21 protein-coding genes and 2 pseudogenes are annotated in these 20,049 nt (G+C 68.7%); 12 read left to right on the forward strand and 11 right to left on the reverse strand.

Annotated elements, in window-relative coordinates; all coding sequences use genetic code 11:
* The 4 genes and pseudogenes from FCI23_RS35760 to FCI23_RS35770 form a co-directional block, all read left to right on the forward strand.
* Nucleotides 1-208 (forward strand): annotated as a pseudogene (locus FCI23_RS35760) (hypothetical protein); the annotation flags it as partial.
* Between the two features lie 49 nt (nucleotides 209-257).
* Nucleotides 258-380 (forward strand): annotated as a pseudogene (locus FCI23_RS62565) (helix-turn-helix domain-containing protein); the annotation flags it as partial.
* A gap of 66 nt (nucleotides 381-446) precedes the next feature.
* The gene (locus FCI23_RS35765) at nucleotides 447-1,013 is read left to right on the forward strand and encodes a DUF5753 domain-containing protein (RefSeq protein ID WP_265737791.1); all 567 of its coding nucleotides are present in this window, start codon (nucleotides 447-449) and stop codon (nucleotides 1,011-1,013) included.
* Nucleotides 997-1,218: a DUF397 domain-containing protein gene (locus FCI23_RS35770; RefSeq protein ID WP_136728342.1), complete on the forward strand. Its 222-nt coding sequence runs from the start codon at nucleotides 997-999 to the stop codon at nucleotides 1,216-1,218. The genes FCI23_RS35765 and FCI23_RS35770 overlap by 17 nt, the downstream gene beginning before the upstream one ends.
* A 29-nt stretch (nucleotides 1,219-1,247) precedes the next feature.
* Here the strand turns inward: FCI23_RS35770 and FCI23_RS35775 are convergent, their stop codons facing one another.
* Nucleotides 1,248-2,111, reverse strand: a complete 864-nt coding sequence (locus tag FCI23_RS35775) for an NAD(P)H-binding protein (protein WP_136728343.1) — start codon at nucleotides 2,109-2,111, stop codon at nucleotides 1,248-1,250.
* Between the two features lie 124 nt (nucleotides 2,112-2,235).
* On the opposite strand from FCI23_RS35775, the gene FCI23_RS35780 reads away from it, so the two are divergent.
* From FCI23_RS35780 to FCI23_RS35805, 6 genes are all read left to right on the forward strand, one after another.
* Entirely contained in the window at nucleotides 2,236-2,691 is a 456-nt protein-coding gene (locus FCI23_RS35780) for a MarR family winged helix-turn-helix transcriptional regulator (protein ID WP_136728344.1), read from the forward strand.
* Nucleotides 2,692-2,939: 248 nt separating this feature from the next.
* Nucleotides 2,940-3,971 carry a LacI family DNA-binding transcriptional regulator gene (locus FCI23_RS35785; RefSeq protein WP_136728345.1) on the forward strand — a complete coding sequence of 344 codons (1,032 nt, stop codon included), beginning with the start codon at nucleotides 2,940-2,942 and terminating at the stop codon, nucleotides 3,969-3,971.
* 18 nt (nucleotides 3,972-3,989) lie between these two features.
* Nucleotides 3,990-6,134, forward strand: coding sequence for a beta-galactosidase (locus tag FCI23_RS35790; protein WP_136728346.1), 2,145 nt, complete (start codon nucleotides 3,990-3,992; stop codon nucleotides 6,132-6,134).
* Between the two features lie 35 nt (nucleotides 6,135-6,169).
* Nucleotides 6,170-7,540: an ABC transporter substrate-binding protein gene (locus tag FCI23_RS35795; RefSeq protein ID WP_136728347.1), complete on the forward strand. Its 1,371-nt coding sequence runs from the start codon at nucleotides 6,170-6,172 to the stop codon at nucleotides 7,538-7,540.
* Nucleotides 7,541-7,606: 66 nt separating this feature from the next.
* On the forward strand, nucleotides 7,607-8,563 hold the full coding sequence (locus tag FCI23_RS35800) for a carbohydrate ABC transporter permease (protein WP_136728348.1): 957 nt from the start codon (nucleotides 7,607-7,609) through the stop codon (nucleotides 8,561-8,563).
* Nucleotides 8,560-9,444 carry a carbohydrate ABC transporter permease gene (locus FCI23_RS35805; protein WP_136728349.1) on the forward strand — a complete coding sequence of 295 codons (885 nt, stop codon included), beginning with the start codon at nucleotides 8,560-8,562 and terminating at the stop codon, nucleotides 9,442-9,444. The genes FCI23_RS35800 and FCI23_RS35805 overlap by 4 nt, the downstream gene beginning before the upstream one ends.
* Nucleotides 9,445-9,497: 53 nt before the next feature.
* On the opposite strand, the gene FCI23_RS35810 is transcribed toward FCI23_RS35805, so the two are convergent.
* The 8 genes from FCI23_RS35810 to FCI23_RS35845 all read right to left on the reverse strand — a co-directional run bounded on the left by FCI23_RS35810 (nucleotide 9,498) and on the right by FCI23_RS35845 (nucleotide 14,585).
* Entirely contained in the window at nucleotides 9,498-9,932 is a 435-nt protein-coding gene (locus FCI23_RS35810) for a PIN domain-containing protein (RefSeq protein WP_136728350.1), read from the reverse strand.
* Entirely contained in the window at nucleotides 9,929-10,171 is a 243-nt protein-coding gene (locus tag FCI23_RS35815) for a ribbon-helix-helix domain-containing protein (RefSeq protein ID WP_136728351.1), read from the reverse strand. Before FCI23_RS35815 ends, FCI23_RS35810 begins: the two co-directional genes overlap by 4 nt.
* Before the next feature lie 182 nt (nucleotides 10,172-10,353).
* Nucleotides 10,354-11,301 (reverse strand): homogentisate phytyltransferase, encoded by a 948-nt coding sequence (locus tag FCI23_RS35820; protein ID WP_136728352.1) that lies wholly within the window; start codon nucleotides 11,299-11,301, stop codon nucleotides 10,354-10,356.
* 130 nt (nucleotides 11,302-11,431) lie between these two features.
* A complete protein-coding gene (locus FCI23_RS35825) occupies nucleotides 11,432-11,881 on the reverse strand; it encodes a nuclear transport factor 2 family protein (protein WP_136728353.1) in 450 nt (149 codons plus the stop codon).
* A gap of 50 nt (nucleotides 11,882-11,931) precedes the next feature.
* Nucleotides 11,932-13,059 (reverse strand): M24 family metallopeptidase, encoded by a 1,128-nt coding sequence (locus FCI23_RS35830; protein ID WP_136728354.1) that lies wholly within the window; start codon nucleotides 13,057-13,059, stop codon nucleotides 11,932-11,934.
* A 163-nt stretch (nucleotides 13,060-13,222) separates the two neighbouring features.
* A complete protein-coding gene (locus FCI23_RS35835) occupies nucleotides 13,223-13,603 on the reverse strand; it encodes a PIN domain-containing protein (RefSeq protein ID WP_136728355.1) in 381 nt (126 codons plus the stop codon).
* Nucleotides 13,600-13,884, reverse strand: a complete 285-nt coding sequence (locus FCI23_RS35840) for a ribbon-helix-helix domain-containing protein (RefSeq protein WP_136728356.1) — start codon at nucleotides 13,882-13,884, stop codon at nucleotides 13,600-13,602. Before FCI23_RS35840 ends, FCI23_RS35835 begins: the two co-directional genes overlap by 4 nt.
* Before the next feature lie 197 nt (nucleotides 13,885-14,081).
* Nucleotides 14,082-14,585, reverse strand: coding sequence for a MarR family winged helix-turn-helix transcriptional regulator (locus tag FCI23_RS35845; RefSeq protein ID WP_246144385.1), 504 nt, complete (start codon nucleotides 14,583-14,585; stop codon nucleotides 14,082-14,084).
* Between the two features lie 261 nt (nucleotides 14,586-14,846).
* Here FCI23_RS35845 and FCI23_RS35850 point away from each other — a divergent pair, with 261 nt between their 5' ends.
* Nucleotides 14,847-16,199, forward strand: a complete 1,353-nt coding sequence (locus FCI23_RS35850; protein ID WP_136728357.1) for an MFS transporter — start codon at nucleotides 14,847-14,849, stop codon at nucleotides 16,197-16,199.
* Nucleotides 16,200-16,211: 12 nt separating this feature from the next.
* Nucleotides 16,212-16,652: a universal stress protein gene (locus FCI23_RS35855; protein WP_136728358.1), complete on the forward strand. Its 441-nt coding sequence runs from the start codon at nucleotides 16,212-16,214 to the stop codon at nucleotides 16,650-16,652.
* A gap of 68 nt (nucleotides 16,653-16,720) precedes the next feature.
* Here the strand turns inward: FCI23_RS35855 and FCI23_RS35860 are convergent, their stop codons facing one another.
* Both FCI23_RS35860 and FCI23_RS35865 read right to left on the reverse strand, forming a co-directional pair.
* Nucleotides 16,721-18,790: a phosphocholine-specific phospholipase C gene (locus FCI23_RS35860; RefSeq protein WP_136728359.1), complete on the reverse strand. Its 2,070-nt coding sequence runs from the start codon at nucleotides 18,788-18,790 to the stop codon at nucleotides 16,721-16,723.
* A gap of 194 nt (nucleotides 18,791-18,984) precedes the next feature.
* Nucleotides 18,985-20,028: an FG-GAP-like repeat-containing protein gene (locus FCI23_RS35865; RefSeq protein ID WP_136728360.1), complete on the reverse strand. Its 1,044-nt coding sequence runs from the start codon at nucleotides 20,026-20,028 to the stop codon at nucleotides 18,985-18,987.
* Nucleotides 20,029-20,049 lie beyond the last annotated feature (21 nt).

The raw sequence follows: 20,049 nt of genomic DNA on the forward strand, positions 1-20,049 counted from the left end.
AGCGATGCACACCCCGTTCGACGTGCATTTCGGCCTCGCCGAACAGCTCCGCGAGATGCGCGCCGACGTCCTGGACGCCGTCTACGCCAAGCATCCCGAACGCTTCGTCCGCAAGGCCCCCGAGCCACCCAAGCTCCCCGGGGCCGCCTGGATCAACAAGCCCGACCAACCCCGACCGGACGAGCAAACAATCCCGGCACAGGGATAGAACCATCTACCTGCCTTGATCACGTTGACAGGTTCCGTGGCGGGTTCGGGCTGGGCTGACACAGCAGAAGCTGGGCTCGGCCACGAACTACGGGCGGTCGTACGTCGCCATGGTCGAGAACGGCGGACGGCTGGGCAGCGAGGAGTTCGCCGCAAGTCTGGACAGGGTCTGCGGTACGCCGGGTCGGTTCGAACGGCTGAGGGAACGGGCGGTCCGGCTCGGCTACCCGGCATGGTTCGTGCCGTATCTGAAAGCCGAGCGCGAGGCGACACAGATCTGCGACTACTCAACTAGCCTGATCATGGGAATGTTGCAGACCGAGGCGTATGCCCGTTCCGTCTTCCGCGCCGCCAATCCGCACGAAGACGAGGAGACCACCCGCAGCCGCATCGCAAGGCGCTTCCGGCGACGCCAAGTCATGGGGCGCGAGAACCCTCCGCTGCTGCGGGAGATCCTTCACGAGGCCTGCCTACATACGGTGGTGGGCGGCCCCGCAGACATGCGGGAACAGCTCGCTCACCTCCTTGAGGTGGCGCAGTCACCGCACGTTGTGATTCAGGTGATCCCCTTCAGCGCGGGCGCTGTCGCGACAGATCAGCCGTTCGTCGTGCTTGCAATCGGTGAAGCATCGTCGATTGTCTACTCGGAAGCCCTGAATGCTGGACGAGTGGACGAGTCGACGGCAGCTGTGGCAGAGGCGGCGGAGACCTATGATCGACTGCGGGCCGCCGCGCTGTCGCCGAACGACTCGCTGGTGCTGATTCGCAAGTTGATGGAGGAGTACACCCATGGAAACCGCCCCTGATCTCGCGCCAGTGAAGTGGGTCAAGTCCAGCCACAGCGGCGGCAACGACGGTAACTGCGTCGAGTTCAGCCGCACCCTCGCCCCGTCCGGCATGGTCCCCATACGCGACAGTAAGGGCCCAGAAGGTCCCGCCCTCGCCGTCTCCGCCCCGTCCTGGAGCGCCTTCGTGGACGCCGTCAAGGGCGGGAACTTTCCGGCGCTCTGAAGCGCGAGCAGGTGCCGTCGGCTGCCCGGTCAGGCGGTGGCAGGCCGCCGGAACACGTTGGCATTGCGCGCGCACCAGTCCGCGAAAGTCTGCGGCCTGCGCCCGAGTAGCCGCTCCACGGTGTCGGTCCGGAACCCGACGGTGTCGGCGCGCATGAGCGTGAAGCCCTCCGTGATGGCATCGGCGAGCGCCCGGGGCGCCCCGTGGGGGAAGCGGGACCGGACTGCCTCGGCCGGGGTGGCCGCTTCGCGGACCTCGATGTCGCGGCCGATCGACTCGGCGATGATCCGGACCTGTTCGGCGATGGTGAACATCTCGTCGCCGGTGAGGGCGTACTCCTTGCCCTGGTGGCCGTCCTCCGTCAGGGCGAGGGTGGCGACCGCGGCGATGTCCGCGGGGTCGATCGGTGCGTAGCGGCCCGGGCCGACCGGGTCGAGGACATAACCTCCTTCGCGGATGGTGGGCAGCCAGTCGAGGGCGTTGGTCATGAAGCCGCCGGGCCGCAGGAACGTGGCGGGTATGCCGGAGGCGCGGATGATCTCCTCGCGCTCGTGGTGCCAGCGGCCCATGGCGGGGATCGGGTCGAGGAGGACGTGGGAAGAGGACAGGTGCACGATGTGGCTCACCCCGGCGGCCTGAGCGGCGGCGACGGCGTGGATGGTGAAGTCGGTGCCGATGCCCTGCGTGAGCAGGAACAGCTTGTCGACGCCGCCGAAGGCGGGCGTCAGTGTCGCGGGCTCGCCCAGGTCGCCGACGGAGCGTTCGGCGCGGTCGGGCAGTCCGGCGGCGCGGGCGGGGTCGCGGACGAGGACGCGTAACTTGGCGCCCTTCGCGTCGAGTTCGCGGGCGAGTTCGCGGCCGATGTTCCCGGTGGCTCCGGTGACCAGTATCATCAGGACTCCTTAAGTCGTTTGCCGTCTAATGAGTTCCGGAGGGACGTTAGCCGGTAAATGATTAGCCGTCAATCGACTTGCCTGCGGCCTGATCGGCCGGTTCCGCACACCGCCGGAGGCCGTGATGCCCGAGTTCCTGGACCTGCACAGCAGAACGTCGAAGGTGCTCCGAGCCCTGGCTGACGGCGCAATGCGGCGCCATGGACTGCACCTCGGGCAGAACCATCTGCTCGCGGTGCTGTGGGAACGCGACGGCAGTACGCCCGGCGAGGTCGCCGCCGCGGCGAACGTCACGACGCCCACCGTCGTCAAGATGGCCGACCGGATGACCACGGCCGGGCTGCTCACCCGGCGCCGTGACGACCGGGACCACCGCCTCGTCCGGCTCTGGCTCACCGACGCGGGACGCGCACTGCAGGGGCCGGTCGAGGCGGACCGGCGGTTGATGGAGGAGAAGGTCACCGCGGACCTCACCGAGACCGAACGTGAGCACCTCTTGAGCGCGCTGGCGAAGATTCACCGGTCGGCGAGCGACCTGTTGGGCGGCCCCATCGACTACGGCGACCCGGCCACCACCTGACTGGCAGGCGACGCCGCGAACCAGGCCGTCGCCATCAGGAGCATCACCGCGATGCCCAGGCCCACCAGGACGCCCTCGCGGCGGGAGCGCGCTGTCGCTCGCGGAGGCCGTGAGCGACGTCAGCCGGGAGGTCCCGCGGGAATTTCCCCGTGCAAGGGTCTTGAACCGGTGTCTTGTTAACGTTAACGTCCACCGCAACACCCCAGAAACAAAGGGAACGATCTCCAAGTGATGCTCTGTGATGCCCTATGACGTCGTCCACTGACAGGGCCGGGCGCCCTGCGGTCCTCGGCGACGTGGCGCGGCTGGCGCAGGTCTCGGTGATGACCGTCTCGCGGGTGCTCAACGAGCACCACGGAGTCAAGGCCAGCACCCGGGCCCGGGTCCTCGCGGCGGTGACGGAGCTGGGCTACCGGCCCAACAGCGCGGCACGGGCGCTGGTGACCGGCAGGTCACGCGTGCTCGGCGTGGTCGGCTTCGACACCAGGCTGTACGGCCCCGCGACCACCCTGTTCAGCATCGAGCAGGCGGCCCGCGACGCCGGCTACACCGTGCGGGTCACCACGCTGGAGTCCACCGGCCAGAACTCCGGCGAAGAGGTGATGCGCAATCTGATGTCGGAGTCGCTCGCCGGCGTCATCCTCGCCGCTCCGCACGACTGGGCGGCGGAAGCCCTGCGGCATCTGACCAAGGGGACGCCCGTGGTCGTGGTGGACGTGGACATCGAGCAGGAGTCCGCCCCGGTGGTCGGCATCGCCCAGTACGCCGGGGCCCGGCAGGCCACGGAGCACCTGCTGTCCCTCGGCCACCAGACCGTCTGGCACGTCGCCGGTCCGGTGGACTGGCCGTCGGCGCAGGCCCGCGAAGCGGCCTGGCGCACGACGCTCACCGAGGCCGGACGGAAGGCGCCGCCCCCGCTGCGCGGGGACTGGACGGCACGGTCGGGCTACGAGCAGGGCCGGCGGCTCATCCGGCGGGGGAACGTCACCGCGGTCTTCGCCGCCAACGACCAGATGGCCCTCGGCGTGCTCCTCGCGCTGCGCGAGGCAGGCCTGGACGTGCCCGGCGATGTGAGCCTGGTCGGCTTTGACGACATCCCGGAGGCCGCGTACTTCTGGCCGCCGCTGACGACGGTGCGCCAGGACTTCGACGAGGCGGGACGGCTCGCCCTCGACCTGCTGGTGGAACAGATAGAGGGCACGGCGGAGCGGGACGGGCTGACCGTGGTCGAGCCCGAACTGGTCGTACGCAGCAGCACGGGCCTGGCGGCCCGGCACTGACATGGGGGAACCGATCGCATGAGCACGTCGCGGCAGCCGCACTCGCAGTCCAAGAATGTTAACGTTACCAACTTTCCCGGCCGGATCCTCTTCGGAGCCGCCTACTACGCCGAGTACCAGCCCTACGAACGCCTCACCACCGATCTCGACCTGATGGCACAGGCCGGATTCTCGGTGATCCGGGTCGGCGAGTCCGTGTGGTCGACCTGGGAGCCCGAAGACGGCCGGTTCGCCCTCGACTGGCTCCAGCCGGTCCTCGACGAGGCCCACGCCAGGGACATCTCGGTCATCATCGGAACGCCGACCTACGCCGTCCCGCCGTGGCTGCGCCGCAAGTACCCGGAGACGGCGGCGCAACGGGCCCCCGGACAAGCCATCCCCTACGGCGGCCGGCAGGACGCGGACTTCACCCACCCGGCCTTCCGGCATCTCGCTGAACGGGTCGTCAGGAAGATCGTCGCGCGCTACGCCGGACATCCGGCGGTCATCGGCTGGCAGGTCGACAACGAACCCGGCATCGAACTGCTGCACAACCCCGCCGTGTTCCAGGGCTTCGTGGACCATCTGCGTACGACCTACGGCGACGTCGAGACCCTCAACGACCGCTGGGGGCTGACCTACTGGTCCCATCGCATCGCCGACTGGTCGCAGCTGTGGACACCGGACGGCAACACCACCCCGTCCTACGACCTGGCGTGGCGCCGCTACCAGGCACAGCTGACCACCGACTTCATCGGCTGGCAGGCCGACATCGTGCGCGAACTCGCCGACCCCGGGCAGTTCGTCACGACCTGCATCGACATGGGCAGGAAGGCCCTCGACGAAGGGGCGCTGGGACAGCGGCTGGACGTCGCCGCCACCAACCTCTACTTCCCGATGCAGGACGGGCTGCGGCACCCGGCCCCCGCGGAGCCGCCGAGGGCGGGCCGCCCCTGGTGGCTGCCCTGGTCCGGAGCCTGGGCGCTGTACCTCAAGTCCGATCTCTCCTACGGGATACGCCGTGAGCCCTTCCTCGTCACCGAGACGCACGCCCAGTCCATCGGCGAGTCGCACGTCAACTACCCGGCCTACGACGGCCAGTGGCGCCAGGCCGTATGGGCGATGGTGGCCCGCGGCGCGGCGGCGGTCGAGTACTGGCACTGGCACACCCTGCACTTCGGCCTGGAGACCCACTGGGGCGGAGTCCTCGGGCACAACCTGGAACCGGGCCGCTGCTACGAGGAGCTGGCTCGCACCGGTGGCGAGCTCCAGCAGGCCGGGGATGTACTGGCCGGCCTGGAACCGGAGGCCGACGTCGCGATCCTGTACTCGCTGGAGAGCAAGTGGGCGCTGGAGTTCCAGCCGCCCATCGCGGCGGGAGCCGGCGGGGATCCGGACCGCGGGGCCTACGACCGCGTCGTCGCCACCCTCCACCAGGGCCTGTTCGACGCCGGCCTCCAGGCCGCCGTACTGAACCCGCGGCAGCTGGGGACGGACCCCGCGGCGCTCGCCGCCCGCTGGCCGGTGCTGGTGGTGCCCGCCCTGTACGTGGCGGGCGACGAACTCCTGAGCTTGCTGGAGCAGTACGCGCACCACGGCGGCCACCTCCTCCTCACGTTCCGCTCCGGGTACGCGGACGAAGACGCCAGGCCGCGCCCCCGGGTCATGCCCGGAGTCCTGCGGGAGGCCGTCGGGGCGCACTACCTGGAGTACACCAACCTCGCCGAGCCGGTGCCCGTCACAGGACTGGACGGGCGCGCGACGGCCTGGGCGGACGCCCTCGTGCCGGACACCGCCACGCCGCTGGCCTGGTACGAGCACCCGCACGTGGGGCGCTGGCCCGCCGTCGTCACGAACGAGCACGGAGCCGGCCGCGTCACCTATCTCGGCACCCTGCCCGACCCGGCCATGGCGCGGGGACTGGCCCGCTGGGTGGCGGAGACGACCCTGCCCGACGACCCGTGGGGCGACAGACCCGGCTCGGTGACTGTGACCGGGGCCCGCACGGCCGACGGACGCCGGCTGCGGTTCGTCAGCAACTGGTCGTGGGAGACGGCGCCACTGCGCCTGCCCGTGCCCGTCATGGATCTGCTGTCCGGCGAAACGCTCGACGCCGGAACGGAGTTTTCGCTCGGACCGTGGGATGTCCGGGTGCTCATCGAGCGAAACACCCAGAACGCCTAGAACGCCCAGAACACAAAAATATAGGAGGAGAGACGATGAGGTCTCCCATAACGGGAAGGCGTTCGCGCCTGCTCACCGCGGTCGCCGGCGGGCTCGCCCTGCTCACGCTGACCGCCGCCTGCTCCGGCGGCTCGTCGTCCGGGGCCGGGGCCGGCGGCACCACAAAGACCGTCGACATGGCCGCCGAGCTGAAGAAGCCGGCCACCATCGAGTTCTGGAGCTGGGTGGACGGCATCCAGTCCGAGGTCGCGCTCTTCGAGAAGAAGTACCCCAACATCAAGGTCAAGGTGGTCAACGCCGGCCAGCCCACCGCCGAGTACCCCAAACTCCGTACCGCCCTCAAGGCCGGCAGCGGGGCCCCCGACGTCGTCCAGCTCGAAGCCCACGAGGTCTCCTCCTTCACCATCACCAAGAGCCTGCTCGACCTGGCCCCGTACGGAGCCAATACGATCAAGAGCAAGTTCCAGCCATGGGTCTGGGGCCAGGTCGCGCAGGGCTCCTCCGTCTACGCCATCCCGCAGGACACCGGCCCGATGGGAATGCTGTACCGCAAGGACATCTTCGACAAGCACCACATCAAGGTCCCCACGACCTGGGCGGAGTTCCAGACCGCGGCCGACAAGCTCCACAAGGCCGACCCGGCGGCCTACCTGACCAACATGTCTCCGAGCAACGGCGCGGTCTTCAGCGGTCTGCTCTGGCAGGCGGGATCACGGCCGTTCAAGACCAACTCGGCGACGAGCTTCAACGTGAACATCGCCGACGCGCCCGCCAAGAAGGTGAGCGACTACTGGAGCGGCCTGGTGAAGTCGGGGACGGTCTCGACCGACGCCGACTTCACCGACCAGTGGTATCGCGGCCTGGCCGGCGGTAAGTACGCGACGTGGCTCACCGCCGCCTGGGGCCCGATGTTCCTCCAGGGGACCGCGAAGGGCACCTCCGGCAAGTGGCGCGTCGCCCCGCTTCCCCAGTGGAGCGCGGGGGAGTCCGTATCGGGCAACACCGGCGGCTCCACGAGCGCGGTCGTGCGCAGCAGCAAGTACCCGGCCGCGGCGGCGGCGTTCGCCGAGTTCCTGAACAGCGACCCCACGTCGGCGAAGATGCTGGCCTCCAAGCAGTCCCTCTTCCCCGCCACGACGGCGCTGCTCGACGACAAGACGTTCCTGGACCAGTCGCTGCCCTTCTTCGGCGGACAGAAGGTGAACCAGGTCTTCTCCGACATCTCCAAGACGGTCAAGACGGACTTCACCTGGAGCCCCGTCCAGGACTACGTCTTCAGCGACTTCAACGACACCGTCGGCAAGGCGATGACCAGCAAGGCTGATCTCACCACCGCACTCACCCAGTGGCAGGACTCGGTCACCACATACGCCAAGCAACAGGGCTTCACCGTCGGTGGCAGCTGACCGGAGCACACCGTGCCCCCGCGGACACCGCCTCCGGTGTCCGCGGGGGCAGGGGGAAGGTACGACATGAGCCAGACCATCCCACCGTCGGCGGCCGTACATCCCGGCCAGCCGCCGGCCATCCGCGCGCCCCGCCGCCCGTGGCGGCGCTCCACCCGAGAGGCGCTGACCGCGTACGCGTTCGTCGGCCCCTTCATGATCCTGTTCGCCCTGCTGCTCGTGGTCCCCCTGGGCTACGCCGGCTACCTCAGCCTGTTCCGGTCGCAACTGGTCGGCGGTAACGTCTTCGCCGGCCTGGGCAACTACCGACAGGCGCTGGACGATCCGCTGTTCCGGGAGGGCGTGCTGCGGATGGCGCGCTTCCTGGTCATCCAGGTGCCCGTCATGCTGGTCGCCGCGCTGCTCTTCGCCCTCGCCCTGGACAGCGGCCGGCTGCGCTTCCCGCGTCTCATCCGGCTCGGCATCTTCGTGCCGTACGCGATCCCCAGCGTCATCGCCGCGCTCATGTGGGGCTACCTGTACGGCCCGGACTTCGGCCCGTTCGCCCAACTGGCCAGGGATGTCGGCTTGGGCGCCCCCGGATTCCTCACCCCGCACTGGATTCTCGCCTCCCTCGCCAACATCGTGACCTGGGAGTTCATCGGCTACAACATGATCATCATGTTCGCCGCCCTCCAGTCGGTCTCGCCCACGCTGTACGAGGCGGCGGCCATGGACGGCGCCGGCGCCCTGCGCGTCGCCTGGTACATCAAGATCCCCGCGATCCGGCCGGCGCTGATGCTCAGCGTGATCTTCTCGGTGATCGGCACCTTCCAGCTCTTCAACGAGCCCAAGCTGCTGTCCGCGATCGCGCCGCAGGCCATCAGCACCTCGTACACCCCGAACATGTACGCCTACACGCTCGTCTTCACCAACCAGGAAGTGAACTACTCCTCGGCCGTCTCCTTCCTGCTCGGCGCGGTGATCGTCGTCGTCTCCTACGTCGTTCAACTCGCGTCCCAACGGAAGGCCCGCCGGTCATGACCAGCAAAACCACTCCCGCTCCCACCCCGGCTGCGACCCCCCGCCGCAGCAATCTGCTCACCCTGGTGATGCTGGCGTGCCTGGTGTACTTCCTGCTGCCGCTGTTCTGGCTCTTCGTCTCCGCCACCAAGGACAACGGCTCACTGTTCTCGACGTTCGGGCTGTGGTTCGGCGGCGGCTTCCACCTCTTCGGCAACCTCCACGACGTATTCACCTACGACGGTGGCATCTACGGCCGGTGGCTCCTCAACACCGCGCTCTACGCCGGGGTCAGCTCGGTCGGGTCGGCCCTGCTGGCGGCGCTGGGCGGCTACGCCTTCGCCAAGTTCCGCTTCCCGGGCCGCAATCTGCTCTTCTCCATCGTGCTGGGCTCGATCATGGTGCCCAGCACCGTGCTGACCATTCCGACGTATCTGCTGTTCAGCAAGATCGGCCTGGTCAACACTCCCTTCGCGGTCATCATCCCGATGCTGCTGAGTCCCTTCGGCATCTACCTGATGCGGGTGTACGCCGACGGCGCGGTACCGGACAGCCTCATCGACGCCGCACGGATGGACGGAGCCGGCGCGTTCCGCACCTTCCGGCAGGTGGGGTTCCGTCTGATGATGCCGGGATTCGTCACTGTCCTGCTCTTCCAGCTCGTGGGCAGCTGGAACAATTACTTCCTGCCACTGATCATGCTCAACGACCCGAAGCTGTACCCCGTGACCATCGGGCTCGCCCAGTGGCAGGCCCAGGCGAGCGGCCTTGGCGGCGCACAGGCCCTCTTCTCGATCGTCCTCACCGGATCACTCGTCTCGATCCTCCCGCTGATCGCGGCCTTCCTCCTTCTGCAGCGCTACTGGCAGGGCGGACTAGCCACCGGCTCCGTCAAGGACTGACCGTGCGCTCTGCCGGTCCCGGATCACGCGTCGCCTCCTTGGGCGGCGTCGGGTCAGCGGTCGGTCGGCAGGATGCGAAACGCGGTGAGCCCAGGGGTCAGGGGGATGATCGCGCGGTAGTCGCGCTGGTCAAGGGTGAAGATGCGGTTGGTCTTGTACCTGTCTGCGAGGACTACGCCGACTGCGTCCGCCAGGTCCAGCCGCAATCCTTCGTACTTCCTGCGCACGTCGTGAGCCACGACGAGGTCTGCGGGTTTCAGCTCTGCCAGTTTGTACTGGCCGTCTGCCATGCGAGAGTTCAGCGCTTCCATGACTTGCATCGCTGCCGGGAAGCCGAGATCTCTGTGCACCAGGTGGTCCAACTCGGTGAGGACCAGTGGGGAGATCGCGAGGATTTCTCGCTCGATGATCTCTGCGGCATCGCGGTGAACATGCTGTGCGGCGTCGAAGGCGGCGTAGAGGGCGGAAGTGTCGGCAACGATGATCAACGGCGGGCCGCGCGCTCTTTGATGTGCTCGTACAGCATGTCGTCCATTGCCTCGGCGGTGAGCGCGCGCCCGCTGTTGAAGACGGGCAACTGGTGGCTCTGCTTGGGCCGCGCCGAATTTTCGAGCAGCATCGCGATGCCCCGCCGTATGAGTTCAGCTTTGCTGACGCCTGTGGCGGAAGACTCGGCGTCCAAGCGCAGCTCGAGCTCTTCCGGAAGGTACACAGTCGTCTTTATCATGAACGTAGGGTACCACCTGCCATACATCTGCGCGGTTCCGTGCTGCTGCCGCTGGGCGGCGCGGGGGCCACAGGGCCGGGGCGCCCGGCACGGTCAGCGTGGTGATGCGTTGGGCGCCGTCGGCGGCCCCCGGGCTTGCCGAGGAGTTCTGGTGCCGGTAGAGCTGTGCGCCAGGTTCGGGATCAGCTGACCAGACATGCCGCCAGGAACGCCGCGAACTCCAGGTAGAACAGCTTCCAGATCAGCATGTAATAGCGCTTCACCGCCCGCTGGTCAGTGCCGTCCACACGGACGCCCACGATCCACAGTGCCAGCAGGGCCGCCGCATGGCACGCGGTGAAGACGGCGGGGTTCACGCCCCCCACACCGAGCCACACCGCTGCCGGCGCCCCCAGATAGCACAGGGTCAGGATGATCCGGCACAGGGTGAGGGTCCTGGCAGGGCCGAGCCTGATCGCGATGGTCGAGATGTCGTTCGTGCGGTCGCCGGCGACGTCGGGGATGTCCTTCATAAGCGCGATGACGACAACGAAACCGATCATGAACAGGACGAAGAGGACGAGGGAGCCCGGTAGCCGCGGGTGGCCCGTCAGGGCCGCGGAGAAGGTGAGCTGGATCCCGATGTTGCCCACGATCGCGCGGGCGATGATGATCGAGGAGGCCGCGTAGGAGGGGAACCGCTTCAGGCGGACGGGCGGCAGCGAATAGCAGGTTCCGATGACGAAGATCGTGGCGATCGTCGCGAACAGATAGGGACCCTGCAGGGCGGATGCGACGAGTGCCAGGGTGCCGGAGACGGTCACGATCAGGACCGCGGTGCGGTAGCGCATGCTGCCCGCCGCGAGCGGCAGGTAGGGCTTGTTGATCTGGTCGATCTCGATATCGGTGAGCTGGTTGAGACCGACGATGTAGAGGTTGACGGCCAGGCTCGCGAAGAGCGCGGTAGCCAGGACCGGCCAGCTCTGACGTCCCGCGCTGTGGGCCGCGAGGAGATACAGGACGCATACGGCGAGCGAGGTGCCGATGATGGTGTGGGGGCGGGTGAATTCCCACCAGGCCCGCAGGGTGGCCGGTGGTGCGTCAGCGGTGACGGATGAGGAGTCCGGGGTGACGAAGGATCTACGGTTCATCGGTGTCGTGCTCCTCCGCGGGTAGGACGCCGGCCTCCGGACTCCGCGGTGCTTGCACTGGAGGCGGCTGACGTGGTGTGAGTCTCCTCTGTCCTACCCGGAAGAGGAGCACCTTCACCCGGACGGGGTGTCAGGCCGCGCCCTGGACGTCTTCGTGCAGATGCACGATGAGCCATCCGTCGCCGCCGCGCCGCAGGACGGCCGTGTTGCGCACCAGCTCCGGCGGGAGGGCGTGGTAATCGACCCTCAGCCAGTACCGGGCCACGGCCAGGGCGCCGAAGACGTCGATGATGTGGCCGTACGGCGTCAGCCCGGATTCCCGGCGGCCCCCGTCGGCGGTGGGACGGTTGTCGCGGACGTGGTCCAGTTCGGCCTTCCCCTGCAGCAGTGCGGGGGTCGCGGAGTCCCAGATGGTGGACTCGGGGTCCAGGAAGAAGTCGATGCGCTCACGATCGCCTGTCGGGTAGGCCTGGTACATGCCGGTGATCACCGCCCAGACGGCCGCGAGGTCGGCGGGAGCGCCCCCCGGACGGGCGCCCTTGGGTACGGATGCGGCGCTGCTGGACGGTGAAGTGGGCATGACTGAGTCCTTGTTCATGGGTGCGGGGGGCGTGAGGGACGTCAGGCGCGTCAGGGGAGGAGGGGGAGTGCGGCCAGTCCGCGGGAGGTGCGGTTGAGCCGCTCACCGCCGTCCTCGGTACAGATCACGATGTCCTCGATCCGGGCCCCGTACCGGCCGGGGAGATAGATGCCCGGCTCGACGGAGAAGGCCATGCCCGGCTCCAGGGGCAGGCTGGATCCGGCGACGATGTACGGCTCCTCGTGGGTTTCCAGGCCGATTCCGTGGCCGGTGCGGTGGATGAAGTACGGGCCGTAGCCGGCGTCGCTGATGATGTCCCGGCCGATGGCGTCCAGGTCCGAGGCGGTGATGCCGGGCCGCACGGCATCGGTCTGGGCGATCTGGGCGCCCAGCAGCACCTTGTGCAGACGGCTGAACTCCTCCGGCGGCGTGCCCAGGGTGTAGACGCGGGTGGAGTCGGAGCAGTAGCCGTCCCGGGTGGTGCCGCCGATGTCGACGACGACGGGGTCGCCGGGGCGGATCACCCGGTCGGACAGCTCGTGGTGCGGGCTGGCGCTGTTGGGCCCGGAGCCGACGATCACGAAGTCGGCGCGGACATGACCCTCCGCGATCATCGCGTCGGCGATGTCGCGTCCGACCTCGCGCTCGGTGCGTCCGGCCCGCAGCCATTCGCCCATGCGCGAGTGCACCCGGTCGATGGCCGCCCCGGCCAGCCGCAGAGCCTGGATCTCCTGCGGGGTCTTGCGGATCCGCAGCTCATTCAGCACGCTTCCGGCGAGCTCCTGCCGGGCGCCCGGCAGAGCGTCGCGGAAGGTGAGCGACTTCTCGGCCCACATGTGGTTGTCGACGCCGACGCGGGCGAGCGAGGAGGGCAGCCGGGCGGCGACGACGGCGTAGGGGTCCTCGGTCTCGCTCCAGCCGGTGATCTCAAGGCCCAGACCGCCGGCCGGGGACGCCTGGGCGGCGGGCTGTTCCAGGGCGGGTACGAGCAGGAAGGGCTCCCCTTCGGCAGGCACAACCAGGCAGGTGAGCCGTTCCAGTGGGAGCGCGTCGTAGCCGGTCAGATAGCGCAGGTCGGCGCCCGGCGAGATCAGCAGGGCGTCGAGCCCTGCAGCGGCCGCGGCCTCGCGGGCCCGGCCGAGGCGGCCGTCCGGGGGCGGGGGAAAGGGATCGGTCATAGCACTGTTGTACGGGTGAGTGATCACCCAGGCAAGGGCGACCCCGACCCGCCCGGTTCCCCCGGCCCGGAAGGCCGACGGTCGTCGCGGGCATCCGGCTCGGCGCATGCTGACGCCCGGATTCCGGGGCGAGGCGGTCGCGTACGGCCTACGAGCCCCTCGGTCACGCCGTTACCGGTAGCAGCGGGACACCGAAGCCCTTGTACGCCTCAGGCCTGGTGGTGGCGATTTCCCATCCCGTTGCGAGCGACGCTGTCACCGCATGGAGTACCGGCCAGCCTTCCGGGGGCCACAGGGTTTGGGCGATCCGGCCCGCCGTGTCCGCTCCGATTTGGTCGAGCGCCTGCACCTCCATCGCTGCCAGTTGCGCGACATGGGTGGAGACGGCAGGGCGCTGCCTCGCCGCCTCGGCCAGGCATACGGCGGGGACGACGATGACGAAGAGCGGGTCCTGGTGTGCGTGGACGACGTAGCCGGAGAGAGCTCGGTGCCCTGCTCCGACTGCGGCGAGGGCATGGTGGTCGAAGATGATTCCGACGCTCACGCGGCGGCTCCTCGACGGGCGGCGGCCCTCGCTTTGGTTGCCGCGATCATGCCTGCGGCCTCTTCCCACTCCGCTTCGGTGAAGTCCTCACCGCCGAGGATGTTCTCCACCACGTAAGCCCGCGCCCGCTCGGCTGCCTTCTCGCGCTCCATGCGGCTGCGCAGGGTTTCGTTGATTATTGCCGAGACCGATGCGGCACCTCCCCGTTCCACGAGCGACTGCACCTCGGACAGCAGGTCGGGGTCAAGGGTGACGGAGATCGGCTTCTTCGCGGCAGTCATGATGCGATGCTATCGCATGGCAATGCCATGGAATGTGATTGGCGCCCGATCAGGCAGGATCGGCCGCGGCCGGTGGTTGAGAGCAGGGGATCGGACGCGAAGATCGGCATCACCGTCCGCCCGAGTTTGTCGTCGCTGGGCAGGCAGGCCCTCGATTCGCCGGACGGCGTGTGGAGACCGAGGTGGCGCGGGCGGGTCTATTCGGGTGTTCGTCGTCCGCCGGGCGCTCGGCCGCCTGGGTCGCGTTCTTCGTTGTCGAGGTCGCGGAGGCGTTGCAGTGCCGGGATCGCGGCGGCCAGCGCGGCGGCTTCGTCGGCGGGGAGCTTGCCGATCAGCTGCGCGAATGCTTCAGCCCCTGCTCGCCGCCGGTTCTGAAGGTAGTCCAGGCCGTCGGGGGTGAGTGCGACGAGCGCGACGCGCTTGTCGGTGGGGTCGCTTTGTCGTTCGACGAGGCCGCTGCGTTCCAGAGCGGTGACGAGTGCGGTCACTGACGGTTGGGTGACGCCTTCGATCGCGGCCAGGTCGGTGATCCGCCGGGGGCCGGTGCGGTCCAGGGTGGACAGGGTCGAGAGCGAGGTCAGGCTCATGTCACGCGGTACTCGTCGCAGCATCGAGCCGAGCAGCTCATAGACCGCCGAGGCGGAGTCGGTCGCGCTGTCGGGGCGTTGGATCCTTCGCGGCGAGGCGGGCTGACTGCTCATATATGGAGCATAGCCGCGTCTATATGGATCTTCTATGTACTTGGCCGGCCGCCGGTCGCCGGACCAGCGGTTGGTGGTTACATCTATAGTGCATTGACGGTCTATATAAACAGTCAATACGGTAGGGGCATCAGCGAGCGCTGTGCGCATCGATCGACAGGTTGAACGCACTCAGTGCGCGCCCGATGGCAGAGGAGGAACTGTGAGGCGTATCGGATCTCTGCGGCACTGCCGCGCCACTGCCCGCAGGGGCGGTGGCTCATGAGTCATACCCACAGCGCTCATCCGGGGCATGCGGATACGCCGAGCCCGTTCCGTCAGCCGAAGGCGGTCTGGGCGGTCGCCTTCGCCTGCGTGATCTCCTTCATGGGCATCGGGCTCGTCGATCCGATCCTGCCGTCGCTGGCCAGCAAGCTGAAGGCCAGCCCGAGCCAGGTGGAGTTGCTGTTCACCAGCTATCTGGTGGTCACCGCGGTCGCGATGCTTGTCACCGGCTGGGTCTCCAGCCTGCTTGGGGCCAAGCGCACGCTGCTCACCGGCCTGGTCCTGATAGTGGTCTTCTCCACGATCGCCGGCACCAGTGGCAGCATCGGGGAGATCGTCGGATTCCGGGCCGGCTGGGGTCTGGGGAACGCGTTGTTCATCGCGACGTCGTTGGCGGTGATCGTCGGCTCGGCCAGCGGCGGCTTCGGCGGCGCGATCGTGCTCTACGAAACAGCACTCGGCATAGGGATTGCCTGCGGGCCTCTGCTGGGCGGGCTGCTGGGCAATGTGAGCTGGCGCGGACCGTTCTTCGGCGTGGCCGTCCTCATGCTGATCGCGCTGGTCGCTACCGCGGCCCTGGTCCCCGCGACCCCGAAGCCTGAGCAGCGCTCTTCGATCACCGAACCCCTCAAGGCGCTGCGGCACCGCAGCCTGGCCACCACCAGCGTCACCGGCCTGCTGTACAACTGGGCCTTCTTCACCATCCTCGGCTACGCCCCGTTCCTGATGAATCTGTCACCGCTCAAGCTCGGTGGCGTGTTCTGCGCCTGGGGTGTACTGGTCGCGCTCTTCGCCGTCTTCGGCGCCCCCGCGCTCAAGGCCCGCTTCGGCACGCCCCGCACGCTGTACGCGAACCTGGTGCTGATGGCGGTCGATTCGCTGGTGATCGGCATCTTTCCCGACCACCGCTCGGTCGTCATCGGGGCGACGATCGTCTCCGGCATCTTCATCGGCGTCAACAACACCCTGGTCACCACCGCGGTCATGATCATCGCGCCGGTGCCACGGCCCGTCGCCTCGGCCACCTACGGGTTTGTCCGGTTCATCGGCGGCGGCCTCGCCCCTTACGTGGCGGGCAAGCTGGTCGAGCGCTACAACACCCACGTCCCGTTCATCCTCGGTGCGGTCACCCTCGCGGCCGGCGCCGTAGTGCTCAGCACCGTGCACCGAGCCTTGGACGAGGCTGACGCCGAGGAGGCCCAGCCGGGGCCCTCCCATGAACGTGTCGACGCCGAACAGGCCGCGCGGGACATACCCGGGCTCCCTGAGGAGGCCGTCCTCGCCGAAGAGGCATTGACCGAAGACCGCACCCGCAATGACGCCGCCCTGAACGACCGAATCGTGCCGTGAGCTGAGCCGAACATGAATAGCAAGGCCTTCGAGTTCGGCTATGACGAGCCGTCAGTCTTCGTCGTGGGCGTGAATGGCTCGGACACCTCCTGGCGGGCGCTGTACTACGCCTTCGGACTGGGCCGCCGACAACACTGCACCGTGATCGCCGTCTTCGCCATGACCCACCCGGCCGCGCAGGACACAACGATGGTTGGCGGGTACGAAGCGAACTCCGGGCTGGCGGCCGAACTCAAACCCGCGATCCAGGCCCTGGCCACCGACTACCAAGTCAAAACCCGGTTCATGTGCCTCCCAGGCGATCCCGTCTCCACCCTCATTGACATCGCGGCAGAACACCGCGCCGACGGCATCTTTGTCGGAGCCAGCCAGGGATTCGGTCGCCGTCTGTTCGGATCCAACGCCGTGCGCACCGTACGGCGCGGCCACTGCCCGGTCACCGTCGTCCCCTGACGGGTCCGAATGAGCTCTCGCGCCGACGTGGCGGGATCACCGATGAGGCGATCCCGCCGATCGTCGGCTCAGGATGTGCCGATCGCCGGGTCGCTCATGCTGGGGCGGCCGGTTTCGACGTGGCCCGCGAGACGGCGGAGGAAAGTGCCGTCCTGGTCGGAGACGACCGACAGGTCGTACCAGCCGTGGCTGCGCGCCGGGTTGGCGGTGTGGACGGCGCGGGCGCCGGGCCGGAGATGATAGGCGGCCGGGTGCGACTTGCCGTAGGCGTCCGTGATGGTGAGCCGGACGGCGGTGGCGCCCTTGTTGGTGAGGATCAGCCGGACCTGTCCGTTGTCGCCGTTGTGGCGTGCGGTTATCTCGGGGCCGGCGCTGCCGGGGAGGCCCTTGAACTGCCGGAGGAAGCCGTTGGGGCCGTGCACCGAGAAGTCGTAGGCGCTGTGGCTGCCGGAGGCGATGCTCCAGCTGTCGGCCAACTGCCGCCCGGCCTCGACGGTGTAGGTCCAGGGGCCGTCCGGGTTGGTCGTTGAGGTTACGTAGAAGTTGGCACCGGCCTTGCCGTGGTTGGCGAAGTCGATGCCGAGGCGGCTGTCGGCGGCGGTGGCACGGCCGTCGGCGGCGAGGTCGTACGGGAGCGGCAGGGCGGGGCGCAGCCCGGATTCCTGCTTGGGGAGGGCGGGGTTGGCCGGGGGAGTGGGCACGTAGTCGGGGTGCCGGTTCCGGTCGGGCGGGGTGTAGCCGCTGGTGTCCGGGAGGGCGGGCACGGTGGAGCTGGCGTGGGTGAAGTCGAACGCCGTGGTGAGGTCACCGGCGACCGTCCGGCGCCAGGGCGAGATGTTCGGCTCGTGGACCTGGAAGCGGCGCTCGATGAACTGGATGATGGAGGTGTGGTCGAACACCTGGGAGCAGACCCGGCCGCCCTTGCTCCAGGGGGAGACCACGAGCATCGGGACGCGCTGTCCGAGGCCGTAGGGACCGGCGGCACTCTGGTCGGAGCCCGAAGGGCTGAAGAGCTCGCCTGTGAGGTCGGCGGTCGACTTGCCCTGCGCCGCGGAGGAGGGCGGGTACGGCGGCACGACGTGGTCGAAGAAGCCGTCGTTCTCGTCGTAGGTGATGAAGAGGGCCGTCTTGCTCCACACCTCGGGGTCGGCGGTCAGCGCGTCCAGGACCTGGGCGATGTACCAGGCGCCGTAGTTGACGGGCCAGTTGGGGTGCTCGGTGAAGGCCTCGGGTGCGACGATCCAGGACACCTCGGGGAGCTTGCCGGCCTTGACGTCGGACTTGAGGATGTCGAAGAAGCCGTCGCCGTTCTTGGCGTCGGTGCCGGTGCGGGCCCTGTCGTAGAGCGGGTCGCCCGGCTTGGCGTCGCGGTACTGGTTGAAGTACAGCAGCGAGTTGTCGCCGTAGTTGCCCCGGTAGGCGTCCTGGATCCAGCCCCAGCCGCCGGGCCCGTCGAGGCCGTCGCCGATGTCCTGGTAGATCTTCCAGGAGACTCCGGCCTTCTCCAGCCGCTCGGGGTAGGTCGTCCAGGAGTAGCCGGCCTCGGCGTTGGAGATGACGGGGCCGCCGCCGGTGCCGTCGTTGCCGACGTAACCCGTCCACATGTAGTAGCGGTTCGGGTCGGTGGGGCCGATCAGCGAGCAGTGGTAAGCGTCGCAGACCGTGAACGTGTCGGCCAGCGCGTAGTGGAACGGGATGTCCTCGCGGGTGAGGTAGGCCATCGTCGTGGCGGTCTTGGCCGGTACCCACTTGTCGTACTTGCCCTGGTTCCAGGCGGCATGGCTGCCGTTCCAGCTGTGGTCGAGGTCCTGGAGGAACTGCAGGCCGAGATCGCTCGCGTCCGGGTGGAACGGCAGGACGTCCTTCGTGCCGTCGGACTGGTGCCAGACGGGCTTGCCGCTGGGGAGGACCACGGGCCGCGGATCACCGAATCCGCGGACGCCGCGCAGCGTGCCGAAGTAGTGGTCGAAAGAACGATTCTCCTGCATCAGGACGACGATGTGCTCCACGTCCCGCAGGGTGCCGGTACGGCGATTCGCCGGAATTCCCGCCGCGCGGGCGATGCTGGTCGAGAGTGCGGACGCGGCGGCTGTGCCACCGGCCAGCTGTATGAACCTTCGGCGGTTGATGTCGGTCATGAGAAGCCAGTCTCCTGGGTCGCCCGGGCGGAGCGGATGCGGGGGCCAGTGTGGTCAGGCCATCGCGAACTTCCTGCGGCGGACGGGGAAAGCCGGGGGAAAGCCTCCGCTAACGCCAGTCGTCCATGGCGGCCCCGGGCACACTGGCAGGGGCCGCCGGGGTCGCCATGGACGACTGGCGGCCGAACCGACTTCTATCCGGCGGACGCGGTGAAGATGTCCACCCGGTTGGCGCTGCTGTTCGCCACGGCGATGTCCTTCGTACCGTCGCCGTTGAGGTCGGTGGCGGCGGCGTCGTAGGCGCCGGTGGCGGTCAGTTCGGTGAGCTGTGAGACGGTGCCGCCGGCCGCGCCCTGGAAGAGCGTGACGGAGTTGCCGTTGAGGGAGGACACCAGGATGTCGGCGTTTCCGTCGCCGTCCAGGTCGGCGGCGCTCACGGCGACCGGCAGGGCCGGGGTGGGGTAGGCGGTCGCGGCGCCGAAGGTGCCGTCGCCGTTGCCGAGCAGGACGTCCAGGGTGTCGGAGCCGTTGCTGACGGCGGCGAGGTCGAGGGTGCCGTCCCCGTTGAAGTCCCCGGCGGCGATGGAGTAGAGGCGGCCGGCGCCCGCGTAGCCGACCGCGGTGGCGAGGCCGCCGGTGCCGTCGCCGAGCAGGACGCTGACGCCGCCGCTGCCGACGCTGGCGGTGGCGACATCCGGTGAGCCGTCGCCGTTGAAGTCGGCGACGACGACGCCGTGCGGGGTGGGGACGGCGGCGGTGGTGCCGGTGGTGAAGGTCCCGTCGCCGTTGCCGAGCAGGACGCGTACGAGGCCGGTCTCCTGCTCCGCCACGACGAGGTCCACGAAGCCGGAGTACTCGCCGAGCGCGTCACAGTGCCACAGCTCCACCAGGGCGTCGGCCAGCGGCGCGCAGCCGTTCGCCTCGTCGACGACGCAGAAGGTGTACTTGACCTCGACGCCTTCCTTGCCCTCGCGGATGTCGCGGCGGACCAGGGCGCCGGCCAGCGAGTACGGGCCCTCGGTGACCTCGGAGGTCAGCGAGCAGACGCCGGTGCTGGAGGTGGCGGTGGCGGTGGCGGAAGTGGTGGCAGAGGCATCCGCTGTGGTGCTGTCAGTGGTCGCGGCCGAGGCGAGACCGGCGAGCCCCAGCCCGGCAGCGGCCGCGGTGGTGCTGCCGCCGATGACCACGCGGCGGCGGCTGACCGGGGAGCTGGCTTTGTGCTTCGGTGAATCTGTCATGCACCGGACACTAAGGGCGGC

The sequence above is a fragment of the Actinacidiphila oryziradicis genome, from assembly GCF_005047355.1.
Taxonomy (GTDB): domain Bacteria; phylum Actinomycetota; class Actinomycetes; order Streptomycetales; family Streptomycetaceae; genus Actinacidiphila; species Actinacidiphila oryziradicis.

Bases quoted from the DNA above. Each gene is read 5' to 3' on its own strand.
- FCI23_RS35770 (WP_136728342.1), top strand. From the start codon at position 997: ATGGAAACCGCCCCTGATCTCGCGCCAGTGAAGTGGGTCAAGTCCAGC.
- FCI23_RS35775 (WP_136728343.1), bottom strand. From the start codon at position 2,111: ATGATACTGGTCACCGGAGCCACCGGGAACATCGGCCGCGAACTCGCC.
- FCI23_RS35780 (WP_136728344.1), top strand. From the start codon at position 2,236: ATGCCCGAGTTCCTGGACCTGCACAGCAGAACGTCGAAGGTGCTCCGA.
- FCI23_RS35785 (WP_136728345.1), top strand. From the start codon at position 2,940: ATGACGTCGTCCACTGACAGGGCCGGGCGCCCTGCGGTCCTCGGCGAC.
- FCI23_RS35790 (WP_136728346.1), top strand. From the start codon at position 3,990: ATGAGCACGTCGCGGCAGCCGCACTCGCAGTCCAAGAATGTTAACGTT.
- FCI23_RS35795 (WP_136728347.1), top strand. From the start codon at position 6,170: ATGAGGTCTCCCATAACGGGAAGGCGTTCGCGCCTGCTCACCGCGGTC.
- FCI23_RS35800 (WP_136728348.1), top strand. From the start codon at position 7,607: ATGAGCCAGACCATCCCACCGTCGGCGGCCGTACATCCCGGCCAGCCG.
- FCI23_RS35805 (WP_136728349.1), top strand. From the start codon at position 8,560: ATGACCAGCAAAACCACTCCCGCTCCCACCCCGGCTGCGACCCCCCGC.
- FCI23_RS35815 (WP_136728351.1), bottom strand. From the start codon at position 10,171: ATGATAAAGACGACTGTGTACCTTCCGGAAGAGCTCGAGCTGCGCTTG.
- FCI23_RS35820 (WP_136728352.1), bottom strand. From the start codon at position 11,301: ATGAACCGTAGATCCTTCGTCACCCCGGACTCCTCATCCGTCACCGCT.
- FCI23_RS35825 (WP_136728353.1), bottom strand. From the start codon at position 11,881: ATGCCCACTTCACCGTCCAGCAGCGCCGCATCCGTACCCAAGGGCGCC.
- FCI23_RS35830 (WP_136728354.1), bottom strand. From the start codon at position 13,059: ATGACCGATCCCTTTCCCCCGCCCCCGGACGGCCGCCTCGGCCGGGCC.
- FCI23_RS35840 (WP_136728356.1), bottom strand. From the start codon at position 13,884: ATGACTGCCGCGAAGAAGCCGATCTCCGTCACCCTTGACCCCGACCTG.
- FCI23_RS35845 (WP_246144385.1), bottom strand. From the start codon at position 14,585: ATGAGCAGTCAGCCCGCCTCGCCGCGAAGGATCCAACGCCCCGACAGC.
- FCI23_RS35850 (WP_136728357.1), top strand. From the start codon at position 14,847: ATGAGTCATACCCACAGCGCTCATCCGGGGCATGCGGATACGCCGAGC.
- FCI23_RS35855 (WP_136728358.1), top strand. From the start codon at position 16,212: ATGAATAGCAAGGCCTTCGAGTTCGGCTATGACGAGCCGTCAGTCTTC.
- FCI23_RS35860 (WP_136728359.1), bottom strand. From the start codon at position 18,790: ATGACCGACATCAACCGCCGAAGGTTCATACAGCTGGCCGGTGGCACA.
- FCI23_RS35865 (WP_136728360.1), bottom strand. From the start codon at position 20,028: ATGACAGATTCACCGAAGCACAAAGCCAGCTCCCCGGTCAGCCGCCGC.